Here is a 15,638-nt window from a genome sequence, read left to right as displayed (position 1 = left end):
ATTTTCATCATTAATTACAGAATTTTAACAATCTATTTGATTTGATGTCATTTTTTTAAATTTATACCGTCTTTTATTCATCATTGTCTCTCCCGTTCAGTATTTTTGTATACCGTCACCTAATCTACGATTGAAATAAAAAATTAAACCAATATGATTGTATGGACACACGTATTGATTCGGCTAACATTAGCTGCGCTATTCGGCGCTGCAATTGGGCTTGAACGAGAACGGAAAAACTGGGCGGCAGGGCTGAGAACCCACATGCTGGTATGTGTTGGTGCCGCATTGGCCATGATGGTTTCAGCTTACGGATTCATGGACATCCTTGGAAAAGACAACATCACCCTTGATCCCTCCCGGGTTGCGGCCCAAGTGATCAGCGGGATTGGCTTCATCGGGGCCGGAACGATTCTGTTTTTACGGCAGGGCATTGTCCGCGGCCTTACAACGGCAGCGGGGCTGTGGACTGTGGCCGCTATCGGCCTGGCAGCGGGGGGCGGCATGTATTTCGCTGCTTCAACGGCAACCGCCTTAGCTATCATTATTCTTTGGGCATTGCAGCCCTTGGAGCGGAAATTTTCTGATCGCTTTAAACAAAAGAGCTTGCGTATATCAACGGTCAGTGAGGCCAAATCACTCCAAATCATAAACGAAATCTTTCAGGGCGAAAAACTGAATATTTCGTCGTGTTCCGTAGACAAAACGGACGGCAGTTACCTGATCACATTTTCATTCAAGGAGATAGATAAGCAGCTATTGGCGATACTGATTAATGAACTCCAGGCGGATCCAAACGTCCAAGAAATCAACTGGAATTAGCTAAGAAGCTTGGCTATCTGGATTTAAATCACCCGGATTTTGTGGCTTTTGCCTATCCTTTGGCCTGAAATTACGTTTTTTCTTTCGTTGGTTGTTTCTTCTTTTTTCAGGCGGTACCGAAGATACCGGGTCAGCAGTTATCCCTTCGGGAAGCTGCACCTCTTCTACCTTTCTATCCATCAATCGCTCAATAGCAATAAAGCGCCTGACGTCACGGTTATTCACGAAGGTAATGGCTGTACCTGTCCGCTCGGCACGTGCCGTCCGGCCTATCCGGTGTATATAATCTTCCGGATCAGGCGGCACGTCATAGTTGACCACCAAATCGATACCTTCCACGTCAATCCCCCGTGACAGCACATCGGTACCAATCAATATCGGCAATTGCTTATTTTTGAAACGAAGAAGAATTTTCTCGCGCTCCTCCTGTGCAAGGTCAGAATGGAAGGGTTCAACGGTCAATCCCAGCCTGTCCAATTCACGTCCCAGGTTCTTCACTTTTTCCTTCGTAGATGAAAAAACGATTACGCTGTTGTATGTACCAGACTGCAAGATTTGCTTTAATAGCGCCGTTTTCTGTCCGTCTGCCACTTGGTAATGCTGCTGCACAATGCCTTCAGCAGGTTTCGATATCGCGATATTGACCTGTTTCGGATGTTTAAGCAGCGTCTTTGCAAACGTCCGTATCTTGGGCGGCATTGTCGCAGAAAAGAGCATGGTTTGACGTTCGCTGGACACCTGGCGCACAATACGGTTGATATCGTCCTTAAAGCCCATATCCAGCATGCGGTCGGCTTCATCAAGCACCAAAAACTTAATCTCACCCAGGCGCACAGCCCCGGAGTTCAGGTGTGCAATGAGCCTCCCGGGCGTCGCGATGACAATATCGACCCCATCACGCAGTGCTTTGCGTTGCTGCTCATAGCCAATGCCATCGCCGCCACCGTAGATGGCCATCGATGTAATCCCTGTAAAATAAGCCAATCCTTCCACCTGCTGATCGATTTGCATGGCCAATTCACGCGTCGGGGCCAAGACCAAAGCACTGATCACGGGTCGTTGTTCCATCCGGCATATCGCGTCCATGACAGGCAACAGGTAGGAAGCGGTCTTCCCGGTTCCCGTTTGCGCGCAGGCAATTAAATCATGATTGCTTTGAATAATCGGAATGGTTTCGGCTTGAATGGGTGTGGGCGTTTTAAAACCCATACTATTTAATCCTTCAAAAAGGCTGTTGTCAAAATTAAAGTCGCTAAACGTCAAAGTAATCTCCGTTAAAATAATGAACGCAAAAGTACGTAATTTCAATTGATTAGAAGAAAGTAAAGAATTGACCTCCTGACCACAATTGTCAAATTTACGTTAATAATACGTAAAGGGGGCAATTTATCGTAAATATTGTTTTCCTTTGCCGACCGAATGAACGTTCAATTGGAACATACCGCAGAAAAGAAAAGTGCTATATTTGAAAGCACACTCCGATTGGTTATGAAGCAGGGCTTCCATGGAAGCCCAATGAGCCAAATCGCCCAGGAGGCAGGTGTTGCCACAGGTACTATCTATCATTATTTTTCTTCAAAAGACGAATTGATCATCGAACTGTTTAAGCATTGCAAATATAAAATAGGTAATGCGATGTTTAAGATAGCAGAAGGACACCTACCCTATCCAGCACGTTTTGTGGCTGTTTGGACAAATTTGGTACACTTTTATATCCAATATCCGGAAGTGCTGAGTTTTATGGAACAGTTTTTTTCTTCGCCGTATGCAGAAGCCGTTTATGAAAGAGGATGCAGCGTCCAGATGCAGAACGAAATGTTTAATTTTCTTCAGCAAGGCATAGATGACAGCCATATCAAACCATTGGATATCAATATACTAAGCGCTGCATTCATCGGCACGGTGACTGCTACTGCAAAGCGGCATATCAACGGACACTATTCGTTTGACGAAACATCCATGAACGAAATGGTAGCCATTATATGGGACGGTATTAAAAAATAGAATCTTTTCAGACCAGAACAACAATGTACAGAAAATTGCGAAACAGCTTAGTTTTAACAGTAGTACTTACCTCGGCGAGCACGCTCCTGTTCGGCCAGGAAACCCAGCCACCGTTGCCGGCGAAGGCCACATTGGCAGATGTGGTAGCCTACGCACTCGAAAATCGGCCATCAGTGCACCAGGCACTGATCGATGAGGAAATCGGCGAACGGGAAATTGCCTCAGCATTATCTGGTTGGTTTCCACAAATCAATGCTACGGGCACCTACAATTGGAATGTCAAAATACCGACCAACGTCATCGGTGGCAATGTCATCCAACTGGGACAGAAGCATGTGAGTGCCGCCGTATTGCAGGCCGATCAGCAAATCCTCAATCCCAGCCTCATCCAGGCAGCTAAGGCGGCCCGTTACATCCGCCAACAAAATGCCCTGAATACGGAAAACAGCTACATCAATACGGTAGTGGAAGTCAGCAAAGCATACTATGACATCCTGACCAGTGAAGAGCAGCTCAACATCATCAAAGAAAATATCCTGCGCTTGGAGCGGCAGCTCAGTGATGCCAGGGCAAGGTATGAAACGGGCATTGTGGATAATACCGATTTCAAACGGGCCCAGATTGCATTGAGCAATACGCTGGCCGAACAAAAGCGGGTCACCGAATTGCTCACCTATAAATATACATTCTTAAAGGAACTTATCGGGCTTCCCGCAGCCCAACCCCTCACCCTGTCGCTCGCCAACGTATCCGCCATGGAAAGTGAAATCCTGCTGGATACCACCACGACGGTAAATTATGAGCAACGGGTGGAATTCAGGCAGCTCCAGACGGTCAAACAACTCCAGCAGTTGAATACCCAATACAATAAATGGACATTCCTGCCAAGCTTGTCGGCTTTTTACAATTATGCATGGGATTTTAGGGATACACAGCTTTCCGGATTATTCAACGAGTCATTTCCCCGTTCGGTATTCGGGCTCACGCTGAACATCCCGGTTTTCCAAGGCGGTAAGCGCATCCACGAAATCCGCAAATCCCAGTTGCAGGAGACCCGCATCGAATGGGATATTGTAAACCTCAAAAACCAAATCAGCACACAGTATGAGATGGCCATGGCCACCTATCAGGCAAACCTGAATGACTGGCAAGTGGCACAGCAGAACGTAGCGCTTTCCGAAGAGGTCTACAATACCATCAAATTGCAATATGACGAGGGCATCAAGACCTACCTGGATTTGATGACGGCCGAAACAGACCTCCGTACAACGCAAATCAATTACCTCAATGCCTTATATGCCGTACTGGCAGGAAAGCTGGATGTACAGCAGGCATTGGGCCAAATCGAACCGAATACCAACTAATTGTCTTGAATTAAAACATGTCGAAATCCATAACCATGAATAGCAATAACATCATCATCGGCTTACTTATCATCGGAGCAAGCGTCGTCGCCTCCTGCCGAAACAACCAACCGCAGCAGGCCCCTGGCCAGCAGGCCATCGCCGTGACCGTAGCCGAGGTCACCGAGGAATCCGTTGTTGGCGTAAGCGACTATCCGGGTACCGTGGTCGCCTTGAACGAAACCGAACTCCGTGCTGAAGTGAGTGGCTACATCACCGGCATCTTCGTGGCAGACGGTGCATCGGTTGCCAAAGGCCAGAAGCTCTACGAGATCGACCGTACGCGGTACGCCGCAGAAGTCGAACAAGCGGAATCCAGCCTGGCGATTGCCGAAGCTAATCTTTCCCGGCTGAAACGGGACGTAGAACGTTACCAGAAATTGGCCGAACAGGATGCCATTGCCAAACAAACATTGGACTACGCAGAAACCGACTTTAATAATGCCAAAGCCCAAACGATTGCCGCGCGGGCTGCACTTACCACGGCACAGACCAACCTCAGCCGGTCGATCATCATCGCACCGTTCAGCGGCACGGTGGGCATCTCCCAAGTGCGCATGGGCGCACTGGTATCCGCCGGAACCACCTTGCTCAATAGCATTTCCTCTACAAACCCTATCGCCGTGGACTTTCCCGTGAACGAGCGCGACATTCCACGATTCAATGCCATGCGCCAATCAGGTACAGCCCGCGATTCCAGCATTCATATCACATTGCCAGGTGGCCAAACTTATCCCTATCCTGGCGCAATCACCGCCATCGATCGGGCGGTAGACCGCAATACGGGCACCATTACCGTACGGGCAAGCTTCCCGAATGAAGCGAATACTCTACTGCCGGGCATGAATACCACCTTGCACGTCAGCAACCAATCGGAATCCAACCAATTGGTTATCCCCTACCGCGCCATCATGGAACAATTAGGTCAGACGTCGGTATACGTACTGACAGACAGCAGTACCGTTGAACAACGCGGTGTACGATTGGGGTTGAAAGTCGCTGATCGTGTCGTCATCAATGAAGGAGTGTCCAAGGGCGAACAAGTGGTGACCGACGGCCTCATCAACTTGCGGCCGGGGGCCAAGGTACAGGTAAACCAACCTGCACAATCCAAATAGAGTAAGGCCGAAAAACGACTATCAAGTTATTTAGGACAGAACCAACATGATTTCAGAAGTATTCATAAGAAGACCCGTCACCGCCATCGTCATCTCCATCCTGATTACGCTGATTGGGGTCATTTCCATAACGACTTTGCCCATCAGCCAATATCCGAATATTACGCCGCCCACTGTACAGGTACAGGCGACTTATACGGGTGCGGATGCGCAGACCGTGGAACAGACGGTAACCACGCTCATCGAAAGCCAAATCAACGGTACGCCGGGGATGACGTATATGCAGTCGAACAGTACCTCCGATGGGCGATCGGCCATTACGGTCACCTTCGACGTGGGCACCGATATCGATATTGCCACCCTGGATGTACAAAACCGCGTAGGTATTGCCGAGCCGTCGCTCCCTGAAACGGTACGGCGACTCGGGGTCATCACGCGAAAGGCTAATACAGACGCCTTGATGATGATCTCTTTGATCTCACCCAATGGTACACGGGATCAGAAATTTTTGGCGAACTACGCCAACTTATATGTGCGTGACGCCTTGATGCGTGTCAAAGGCGTGGGAGATGTCATGGCCTTCGGCCAACCGTTCAGTATGCGCGTGTGGCTCGACGCGACCAAACTCACTAACCTGGGACTCACTCCCGCCGAAATCAATGCCGCCATCCAAGAGCAGAATATCCGGATGCCGGGTGGTGCCGTGGGTAGCCGTCCACAGGTCAATACGCAGGTCTTCGAATACAATGTCATCCTCGACGGCGACCTCAACCTGGAAGAACAGTTTGAGCAAATTATTGTCAAGACCAATACCGACGGATCAATTGTATACCTCAAAGATGTGGCGCGTGTAGAGTTGGGCGAGTTTGCCTATTCCATCACCAACAAGCTCAACGGACTTACTGCAACCGGCATGATGGTCAACCAAATGCCCGGTGGAAATGCCGTGGAAACTGCCGAAGGCATCTATGCCGCACTGGAGCAGCTGAAAGCCGACTTCCCGAACGATATGGACTACGTAGTCAACTACGAAACCGTGACAGTCGTTCAAGAGTCCATTAATAACGTACTCCACACGTTGGTTGAAGCACTGATATTAGTGACCCTGGTTGTATTCATTTTCCTGCAAAGCTGGAGAGCTACCTTGATTCCTGTGCTCGCTATCCCGGTTTCGATTGTCGGCACCTTCATCTTTTTCAACCTGTTTGGCTTCTCCATCAACAACCTCACAATGCTGGCCTTCGTACTTGCCATCGGTATCGTGGTAGACGACGCCATCGTGGTGGTGGAGGCCGTGCAGCACTACATCGATCATGATAAACTGTCCGCGCCCGAAGCGACGCGACGTGCGATGAAAGAGATCACCGCCCCCGTTATCGCCATTGCGCTTATCTTGGCAGCGGTCTTCGTACCCGTAGGCTTTATACCCGGCATGGTCGGCCAACTTTACCAGCAGTTTGCGATTACCATCGCCGTGTCCGTACTGCTTTCTGCATTCGTCGCCTTATCCCTTACTCCAGCGCTTTGTTCCTTGTTACTGAAGCCTTCTCAATTCGACGAAAAGTCTAAGGGCATCAACAGGCTTTTTTATAAATTCAATACGTGGTTTGAACGGGTCACCAAGCGATATTCGGGTGGTGTACGAGTGGCCATCAAACGCGCTCCGCTGGTCATGATCCTGCTGGTCTGTATTTACATAGGTACGATTGGATTATTCTCTGCCAAGCCTACCGGGTTTATTCCCACGGAAGATGCCGGTGTGATGTTGGTTGGCGTTACACTGCCGGAAGGTGCATCGTCCGAACGGACCGGCAATGTGCTCGATGCCCTGTCGGATTCCCTTCGGAAAGACAATCCCGAAATTAAAAACGTGATGCGTATTGCCGGAATCAACCTGTTGAACCGTTCATTCAAGCCCAACGGGGGTACCTTCTTCGTTCAGCTTCATCCATGGGGAGAGCGGAGCCGCACTGCAGATGAGGTGATCGCCGGTATCCAGCGGAAGTACGCGGGTTTTCAGCAGGCTACCATCTTGCCGGTATCGCCTCCGGCGATACCCGGGCTGGGTATGAGCGGTGGCTTCAGTATCCAGCTTATCGATCAACGGAGCGGCGATATCAAAGATTTCGAGGCACAGGTTGGCAAATTCCTCATGGCCGTCAATCAACGACCGGAAATCGGCATGGCATATACCTTGTTTAATTCACGTACACCCAACTACTTGGTAAAAGTGGATCGCGAACAGGCAAAGCGCATGGGCGTACAGGTCTCGAGCGTCTACAGTACCATCTCCTCGTTCCTTGGAAGCAGTTATGTCAACGACTTTACGCGATATGGCCGAAGTTTCCGGGTGGTCACCCAGGCAGACACCACGTTCCGTATGGATATCGGAGACATCAATAAACTGTATGTGAAGAATCAGCAGGGAAATCCCGTGCCCTTGAGCGCCTTGGTATCCCACGAGATTATTGAGAGCCCCTCTATCATCAACCACCACAACATCTTCCGATCCATTGAAGTGACGGGTAGCGCTGCCCCGGGATACAGTAGCGGCGATGCGTTGCTGGCTCTGGAACAAACCGCGGCAGAGACGCTGGGTGCCGGATTTACGTACGAGTTTTCGGGATTAAGCTTACAGGAAAAAGAAGCGGGCAACATGACCCTAATGATCTTTGGCCTGTGTATTGTCTTCGTCTTCCTGCTGCTGGCGGCGCTGTATGAAAGTTGGTCCGTACCATTTTCCATATTGCTATCCGTTCCGCTCGGTGTATTCGGCGCGATCCTCGTGCTAACCCTTTTACCACGCCTGGATAACAACATTTATGCGCAAATCGGGTTGGTAGCCATTATCGGCTTGGCGGCTAAAAACGCCATCCTGATCGTCGAATTTGCCAAAGAACGGGTAGATATCGGTATGGGGATACTTACCGCTACCTTGGAAGCGGTCAAACTGCGGCTGCGGCCCATTATCATGACTTCATTCGCCTTTATCCTCGGTATCGTCCCGCTGATGTATTCCGCAGGAGCAGGCGCTATCGCCCGCCAAACCATTGGCTGGACGGTTTTCGGTGGTATGCTGATCGCTACACTGTTCGCCATATTCATTGTGCCCGTCCTATTCGTATTGATTACCAAGGTGGCTTACAGCAAAAAGAAATTAGCGGAACTTCAAGCGAACTATAGGCCCGAAGAGCACCAGGATTTGCTGCACTCGGATGATGATGAAGAATAGTTTGGAAGTTGAAAATGGGAAATTAAAAATTAATAATGCATTTTAATTTCTCATTTTCAATTATCAATTAAAACCCTATATTTGCGTCCCCTATCCGATTAAAGGATTCGAGGCGTGCTCGCCCGGATGGCGAAATTGGTAAACGTTGCGGTCTCAGAAGCCGTTGGGAGCAGTCCCTTGAGAGTTCGAGTCTCTCTCCGGGCACAAAAAGGAAAAGTGCGATTCTCATGTAGAATTGCACTTTTTTTGTTTAAATAAAAAATCTCATCCCTCAGAAACATGAGACAAAAGAATTAGGATACCTCAATTAGAGTTGGATTGTCGAAGTTGTTGTCATTCAAAATCCCCATAAATTCTTCCGATCTGATGATATGGATTTTCGGGAATTTCAGCCGCTTTGCTTCGTCGAAATGTTTGTCATTGGTCACAAGATAATGTACTGATGATACAACAGCCACATCAAAGAACTTATTGTCGTCCCGATCTTTCTTTATAGCATCCCAATGATAGGATACTCGCTGGTATATCACGTCCGGACTCTCTTCAAAGATATCTATCACAATTTTGGCAGCTCCAATTGCGCTGTGTATCTGCAGGATTTCTTCATATTCTTTTAGGATGTCCTCATTAACAGCAATCTTGAATTGACCCATTAGAAAAGAAGTCCAAATTTTCCGCAATGGACTATGGGCCCCAATTGCTAATAAAAGAACGTTGGAATCTAAAACGACAAGCAAAGTTTTTAGCGCCTTGGTGTACGGAAATGGCCGTGGCTCATTTTGATGTATTCTTCTTCGGTGATGTTATTTTCCTTCTCCCACTCCTCCATTACTTCGTCGAGTTGTTCTGCCAATAGGCTAACTACATACCGGCGGATTTTTTGGAATTCCGAATCCGGAAGCGGTTTTTTTAGTAACCGCAACATCAGCAATTGCTGTTCATTTAATGGGGTTTCTAACACTGAAGCCATATACAAATATACTTAACAATCCTGAAGTATGAAAAACACAAGCAAAATTCATGTCGAAATTTCATTCTTTAACCATACGTCGTTGTCACGTAACCTGTAATTTTTTATTTTCTGATTTTATACCTTACCGTACCCCCAATCTTCATGTCCCTTGTGCCAAAAAAGCCCGCCTCGGCTTCAATCACATCACGATTCTTCAACGGTATCTGGTATCCGGCACCCAAACTTTTATATAAACCGTATGCATGCCCTCCGTCCGAAGTGCTGCCATCTGACAAGTTGGTATAATAATCGTCGTATCCCACACCGAGTGCCGTAGCGAGGTAAAAGCCGCCCATGTAATACCGTGCTCCGACATTGAGCGAATACTCCTGATGAACCCGGACATCACCATAAATAGGAACACCATTCAAATCGCCCCAAAAATCGCCGGAAACGTCTTTCCTTGTCCTTTCATACATGAGCGCAGCCGTAAAACCGAATTTTTGAAAGGGTCGGTATTCATACATTAAACCGCCTCCATATGCCAATCCCTTGGTGTCAAGGTTATATCCGGCCATGGGGCCGAAGCTCAAATTATGCTTCCTTGGATCCGAAGCAGTCTGCGCATTTGCCACCCATATCCGGGAAAAGAACAGGACGATCAAGACAAGATTTTTTAGATTCATAATTGAAGTTTTAGCGTTTGATAATTTTTTAATTAGCAACGAAAATAGAATCAAAAAACCTGAAAATCACCTATTTTAACATTTTTAACTTTTTAATCTACAAAATACTGCGCCATTCCAGCTCAATTAAAATTTACTTCAACGAGACGGATGAAATATCTATCTTATTCAAAATTCACTTGAACTTCCAGCCCGATCACTGGCGAATAAACACCGTATTTTAGCGCAAAACTATTCATAATTCTCCCTTCTGCTACCGCATACCATATCCTAATCGCTGAATCACGTCCAAGTTACCAAAATGTTTTTTTCAATCTATCCAATGAATTGTTACTATTTTTATACCGTCGAATCCAAAGAACCGCATGAACACACCCTCGCTGCAAGCCGCCATACAGGATTACTTAACCACGTATTTCAGTTCGTTCGAACGGGAATTAAAAGATATACTTGCCGAGCAGTGCAGTATTAAACATTTCGCTGCAGGTGAACAATTGATGCAGACCGGCCAATACTTCAAATCCACCATGCTCATTGTCAAGGGGCTCGTCAAGGTATATCGTGAAGGGGGCGACGGTGGGGAGTTTTTCGTCTACCACCTGGAGCCTGGCAGTGCCTGCGCCCTGTCCATGATTTGCGCCACGAAGCAAGAAAAAAGCGAAATCCTGGCTACTGCCGTGGAAGAGACGACTGCCCTGCTCATTCCCATCGCGATGATGGATGACCTGATGCGGAAATACAAAACCTGGTATTATTTCGTGTTGGAAACTTACCGATCGCGCTTCGAGGAACTACTGGAAGTGATTGATCACGTCGCATTCAGAGGCATGGACGAGCGGCTCGATTATTACCTGCAAAAATTGAGTAAACAACAGGATTCAAAACTAATAATCACCACCCACCAACAAATCGCCAACGATCTGGGTTCTTCAAGGGAGGTGATCTCGCGGCTGCTCAAAAAGATGGAACAGCACGGCAAAGTCGTTCTCGGTCGGAATACCATACAACTCTTCACATAAATTGGCCCACCCTTCTTATTGCTTCGTGACTGATTAGGGTCTGCTTCATACTTTATTTACTATTAATAAAGGTTTAATAGAGATTTGATAAAGGGTTGACAAAGGTTTAATAAAGGTATAACCTTTACTAACACACTATTAATACTTTATTTATTCTTAATTATTCCTATATTTGTGGTAAATCAATTACGGAGCAAGTAATACGGAGATACGAATATGGCTACTGCAAAAAACGGAATAAATGGGGCTTTTATTGGAAAAGTAGGCTCAATTGTCGGGTACGAACTCAATGGAAAAAATGTCATTCGCGCAATAGGCAGGCGTACGAAACCCTTTTCTAAACTCGAATTATTGAACCAAGCGAAGATGAAGGTCGTATCAGAATTCTTGGGTCCGATCAAACCATACATAAAATTTGGATTTCAGCATGAGGTGCCCTCAGGCAGCCACGTCGGTGCATTCCAACTGGCGCAATCATATACTCGAAAAAATGCGATCGAGGTAGATGAACAGGGCAATCCGTTCATCAACCCCGAAAAAGTGCTCATTTCAAAAGGCAAGCTGGCCCCACCATTGAACTGCACCGTCGAACGCGACGGCAACCGGCTGACGTTTCGCTGGGATTACATAGGCACACAACAAAGTCCCACTGACCGGCTGGTAATATTGTTGTACAATCCCGAGGAACCTATTCGCGTCTTCAGGGAACTTGGGGCCGAACGGAAAGCGCAACAGGATGAATGGGAGATTGAACCTTTGCATTTATTCACCGGGCCAATTCATGTTTACGCCGCATTTCGAAATACGTGGCTTGACCAGTTGTCCGACAGTGTATATTGCGGTGTGATCCCACAGTAGCTAAGCCAACCTATGTGACATCCGTCACCGTTTGCATGCAACACGTATACCGACCTTTGCGGTGGTTACTAACATATCGCAAATGGAAATTTTCGGTTATCTCGCTTCGTTATCCATTGGTATCGCCCTTGGCCTTATTGGCGGCGGCGGGTCCATACTCACCGTACCGGTACTGGTGTACCTCTTTGGCATCCCTCCTATTACAGCCACAGCATATTCCTTGTTCATCGTGGGGGCTACAAGTTTATTGGGCGCCTGGCCAAAATACCGCAAAGGATTGGTGGATTTCAAGACTGCCCTCCTATTCGGCATGCCCTCCATCGCTGCAGTGTATGCCACCCGCAAGTACTTGGTTCCAGCGATCCCCGATCCGATTTTTAGGATGGATGGCTTTGCTTTCGACAAACCAATGGCCATCATGCTGCTGTTTGCCATCATGATGTTTGCGGCTTCCATTTCGATGATCCGCAAAAAACCCTGCAAGGATTGCCCGGACGATGGGGATGTCCGGTATAACTATCTCCTGATTTTGTTGGAGGGCATCGTAGTGGGTACGCTCACGGGACTGGTAGGGGCTGGTGGTGGGTTCCTCATCATCCCCGCGTTGGTCCTGCTGAGCAAATTGTCCATGAAAAAGGCGGTCGGCACCTCGCTGCTGATCATTGGCGCCAAATCACTGCTTGGGTTTACAGGCGATGTGGCTAATACGACTATCGCATGGGGGTTCCTACTGGCGGTTACCGGATTGGCTATCCTTGGGTTTTATATCGGTAATGCGATGTCCGTCAGGGTATCCGGCCACAAACTGCAAAAGGGATTCGGATGGTTTGTGCTGGTCATGAGCATCTATATCCTGGTTAATGAACTTTTTCTTTAACAATATGGGATAAGCGTGATGAAAGTCACCAAATCAATATACCTGTCGCCCGTACCTTTGTATCATGACAGGAACAATATGAAATGGCAAACAATAAAACGAACATAATCATGCAAATCGAACAGATTTACACCGGATGTCTGGCGCAAGGCGCCTACTACATCGAAAGCAATGGGGAAGCAGCCATCATTGACCCATTGCGGGAAGTGGATCCCTACATGAAGCGTGCGGCAAAAGACGGGGCGACCATCAAGTATGTGCTGGAAACGCATTTCCATGCCGACTTTGTATCCGGCCATATCGATCTCGCCGAAAAGACCGGGGCAACCATCGTGTACGGGCCTACCGCTCAGCCGGGATTTCCTGCCCATGTGGCTGTGGATGGCGAAAAGCTCCAACTGGGCAAGGTGACCATTACCACCATCCATACTCCGGGGCATACGATGGAAAGCACTTGCTACCTGCTTACTGATGAAACAGGGAAAGATATTGGCTTATTTACGGGCGATACACTTTTCATTGGCGACGTAGGACGCCCTGACCTCGCCCAAAAGGTAAAAGCTGAGCTCACCGAAGCGGTGCTCGCTAGTCACCTCTATGATTCGCTGCGCGATAAAATCATGCCCCTGGCCGATGATATCATCGTCTATCCGGCCCACGGTGCGGGATCAGCCTGCGGCAAAAACATGAGCAAGGAAACCACCGATACACTGGGCAACCAGAAGAGGACCAACTACGCCCTGCAAGCTATAAGTAAGGAAGAGTTTGTCAAGCAGGTGCTGACTGGGCTGATGCCTCCCCCTGCCTATTTCCCGAAGAATGTGCTGATGAATATCCAAGGCTACGATAGCATCGATGACGTACTGGACAGGGGGCTCCAAGCCCTGGAGCCGGCTGCCTTCGAGGCAATCGCCAACGAAACCGATGCCCTCCTGCTGGATACGCGCGATGCGCAGGTATTTGCCAAGGGATTTATCCCCAATTCCATCAACATCGGCATCGATGGCAACTTCGCCCCCTGGATAGGCACGTTGATCCCTGACATCCAGCAACCGATCCTGGTCATTGCCGAGGAAGGCCGGGAGGAAGAAATCGTCACGCGCCTCGCCCGTGTGGGCTACGACCATGCCATCGGCTACCTCAAAGGTAGTTTCGCTGCCTGGAAAGCCGAAGGTCGTGAAATCGACACCATGATGTCCATCACCGTGAATGAACTGGCGCTCCTGAAAGAATCCGACCCCGGCCTGCACGTCCTTGACGTACGGAAACAAAGCGAACACGACTCGGAACACGTGATCGGTGCGCAGAACATACCGCTGGATTACCTCAATGAACACCTGAGCGAGGTGGACAAAGACAAAACGTATTATGTACACTGCGCGGGCGGATATCGCTCCATGATTTTCATTTCCATACTGCGTGCGCGGGGCTATGAAAATCTCATCGATGTCCAGGGCGGTTTCAAAGCTATCAAGAAATCTGGCAAATTCGCGATAAGCGACTACATTTGTCCAAATACGATGTTATAACCGTACGTTCAAATCAAAAATAGCAAATCGAGCATTGAAGATGCGCTTTCAATGCTCGATAACTAAAAAGCATATGATCGATTTTATCAAACAACCCTGGCCGTGGTACATTGCCGGCCCCCTGGTGGGATTAATTGTTCCTGCCCTGTTGCTACTTGGAAATAAACACTTCGGCATTTCGGCGAATTTCCGTCATATTTGCGCCGCATGTTTTCCGGCCGACATCAAATTTTTCAAGTATGACTACCGCAAGGAGCTCTGGAATCTCTTTTTCGTGGTCGGTGCCTTCGGTGGCGGTGTGATCGCCAGCTTATGGCTGACCAATCCGGATCCCATGGTGGTCAATCCAGCATTGGTCAATGAACTTGCCGGATATGGTATTAACGATTATTCCAACATGGTGCCTACGCAACTGTACAATTGGGAATACCTGTTTTCCGCAAAAGGCCTTATCCTGATGGTCGGCGGCGGCTTCCTTGTCGGGTTCGGCTCCCGCTATGCAGGTGGCTGTACCAGCGGGCACGCGATCATGGGGCTAAGTATGTTGCAATGGCCGTCGCTGGTAGCCACGGTGTGCTTCATGGTTGGCGGATTTTTAATGGCAAATGTATTACTACCCTTTATTTTAGGATGAACAATTCAACACTACAAAACACGGATTTCGAGGTACGCACACAGGATACCATGTGCGTCAATGAATCGCACTTGCAGCACAAAGGATACCACAACATCAAGTACCTTATTGTTGGTATCCTATTCGGCATTATATTCGTAAAGGCGGAGATCATCAGTTGGTTCCGCATCCAGGAAATGTTTCGCTTACAATCCTTCCACATGTATGGCATCATCGGATCAGCCGTGGTAGTGGGTATCATCTCGGTGTGGTTGATCAAAAAATTCAACATCAAGACCATCTACGGCGAACCCATCACGTTCACGCCAAAAAAATTCAACAAGGGGCAGATCTATGGCGGACTGTTATTTGGGTTGGGCTGGGGCCTTACGGGGGCATGCCCGGGGCCGTTGTTTGTCCAGATTGGCACCGGAGCCATCGTGGTGGCCGTAGTGCTGTTTAGTGCTATCGCAGGTACATGGGTGTACGGCAAAGTCAGGGATCAATTACCGCATTGATGCAACC

15 protein-coding genes and 1 tRNA gene are annotated in these 15,638 nt (G+C 48.3%); 12 read left to right on the top strand and 4 right to left on the bottom strand.

The window, feature by feature from the left end:
* The first annotated feature begins 153 nt into the window (after nucleotides 1-153).
* Entirely contained in the window at nucleotides 154-822 is a 669-nt protein-coding gene (locus BMW65_RS09705) for an MgtC/SapB family protein (RefSeq protein WP_090604931.1), read from the top strand.
* Here the strand turns inward: BMW65_RS09705 and BMW65_RS09700 are convergent, their stop codons facing one another.
* Entirely contained in the window at nucleotides 823-2,085 is a 1,263-nt protein-coding gene (locus tag BMW65_RS09700) for a DEAD/DEAH box helicase (protein ID WP_177181070.1), read from the bottom strand.
* 156 nt (nucleotides 2,086-2,241) lie between these two features.
* Here BMW65_RS09700 and BMW65_RS09695 point away from each other — a divergent pair, with 156 nt between their 5' ends.
* The 5 genes from BMW65_RS09695 (at nucleotide 2,242) to BMW65_RS09675 (ending at nucleotide 8,783) form a co-directional block, all read left to right on the top strand.
* Nucleotides 2,242-2,826: a TetR/AcrR family transcriptional regulator gene (locus BMW65_RS09695; protein ID WP_090604929.1), complete on the top strand. Its 585-nt coding sequence runs from the start codon at nucleotides 2,242-2,244 to the stop codon at nucleotides 2,824-2,826.
* Nucleotides 2,827-2,849: 23 nt separating this feature from the next.
* A complete protein-coding gene (locus BMW65_RS09690) occupies nucleotides 2,850-4,190 on the top strand; it encodes a TolC family protein (RefSeq protein ID WP_090604928.1) in 1,341 nt (446 codons plus the stop codon).
* Between the two features lie 35 nt (nucleotides 4,191-4,225).
* Nucleotides 4,226-5,347, top strand: coding sequence for an efflux RND transporter periplasmic adaptor subunit (locus BMW65_RS09685; protein WP_090604926.1), 1,122 nt, complete (start codon nucleotides 4,226-4,228; stop codon nucleotides 5,345-5,347).
* A gap of 46 nt (nucleotides 5,348-5,393) precedes the next feature.
* A complete protein-coding gene (locus tag BMW65_RS09680) occupies nucleotides 5,394-8,579 on the top strand; it encodes an efflux RND transporter permease subunit (RefSeq protein ID WP_090604925.1) in 3,186 nt (1,061 codons plus the stop codon).
* A gap of 120 nt (nucleotides 8,580-8,699) precedes the next feature.
* Nucleotides 8,700-8,783, top strand: a tRNA-Leu gene (locus tag BMW65_RS09675).
* Between the two features lie 89 nt (nucleotides 8,784-8,872).
* Here BMW65_RS09675 and BMW65_RS09670 read toward each other — a convergent pair.
* The 3 genes from BMW65_RS09670 to BMW65_RS09660 form a co-directional block, all read right to left on the bottom strand.
* Nucleotides 8,873-9,316 (bottom strand): PIN domain-containing protein, encoded by a 444-nt coding sequence (locus BMW65_RS09670; RefSeq protein WP_177181069.1) that lies wholly within the window; start codon nucleotides 9,314-9,316, stop codon nucleotides 8,873-8,875.
* Between the two features lie 5 nt (nucleotides 9,317-9,321).
* Complete coding sequence (locus BMW65_RS09665) at nucleotides 9,322-9,549, bottom strand: hypothetical protein (protein ID WP_090604921.1); 228 nt, start codon at nucleotides 9,547-9,549, stop codon at nucleotides 9,322-9,324.
* A gap of 104 nt (nucleotides 9,550-9,653) precedes the next feature.
* Nucleotides 9,654-10,217 carry a hypothetical protein gene (locus tag BMW65_RS09660; protein ID WP_090604919.1) on the bottom strand — a complete coding sequence of 188 codons (564 nt, stop codon included), beginning with the start codon at nucleotides 10,215-10,217 and terminating at the stop codon, nucleotides 9,654-9,656.
* A 365-nt stretch (nucleotides 10,218-10,582) separates the two neighbouring features.
* Between BMW65_RS09660 and BMW65_RS09655 the strand changes: the two genes are divergently transcribed.
* The 6 genes from BMW65_RS09655 (at nucleotide 10,583) to BMW65_RS09630 (ending at nucleotide 15,631) form a co-directional block, all read left to right on the top strand.
* A complete protein-coding gene (locus tag BMW65_RS09655; RefSeq protein ID WP_090604918.1) occupies nucleotides 10,583-11,236 on the top strand; it encodes a Crp/Fnr family transcriptional regulator in 654 nt (217 codons plus the stop codon).
* 216 nt (nucleotides 11,237-11,452) lie between these two features.
* Nucleotides 11,453-12,094 (top strand): DUF6266 family protein, encoded by a 642-nt coding sequence (locus BMW65_RS09650; protein ID WP_090604917.1) that lies wholly within the window; start codon nucleotides 11,453-11,455, stop codon nucleotides 12,092-12,094.
* Nucleotides 12,095-12,176: 82 nt separating this feature from the next.
* Nucleotides 12,177-12,971, top strand: a complete 795-nt coding sequence (locus BMW65_RS09645) for a sulfite exporter TauE/SafE family protein (RefSeq protein WP_218145379.1) — start codon at nucleotides 12,177-12,179, stop codon at nucleotides 12,969-12,971.
* Nucleotides 12,972-13,081: 110 nt separating this feature from the next.
* Nucleotides 13,082-14,500, top strand: coding sequence for an MBL fold metallo-hydrolase (locus tag BMW65_RS09640; protein ID WP_090605417.1), 1,419 nt, complete (start codon nucleotides 13,082-13,084; stop codon nucleotides 14,498-14,500).
* Nucleotides 14,501-14,573: 73 nt separating this feature from the next.
* Nucleotides 14,574-15,134 carry a YeeE/YedE family protein gene (locus BMW65_RS09635; RefSeq protein ID WP_090604916.1) on the top strand — a complete coding sequence of 187 codons (561 nt, stop codon included), beginning with the start codon at nucleotides 14,574-14,576 and terminating at the stop codon, nucleotides 15,132-15,134.
* Entirely contained in the window at nucleotides 15,131-15,631 is a 501-nt protein-coding gene (locus BMW65_RS09630; protein ID WP_090604914.1) for a DUF6691 family protein, read from the top strand. Before BMW65_RS09635 ends, BMW65_RS09630 begins: the two co-directional genes overlap by 4 nt.
* Nucleotides 15,632-15,638 lie beyond the last annotated feature (7 nt).

It is taken from the genome of Parapedobacter koreensis, assembly GCF_900109365.1.
Taxonomy (GTDB): Bacteria; Bacteroidota; Bacteroidia; order Sphingobacteriales; family Sphingobacteriaceae; genus Parapedobacter; species Parapedobacter koreensis.
Note: the sequence above shows the minus strand (reverse complement) of the source record. Positions and strands in the feature narration are given on the sequence as shown.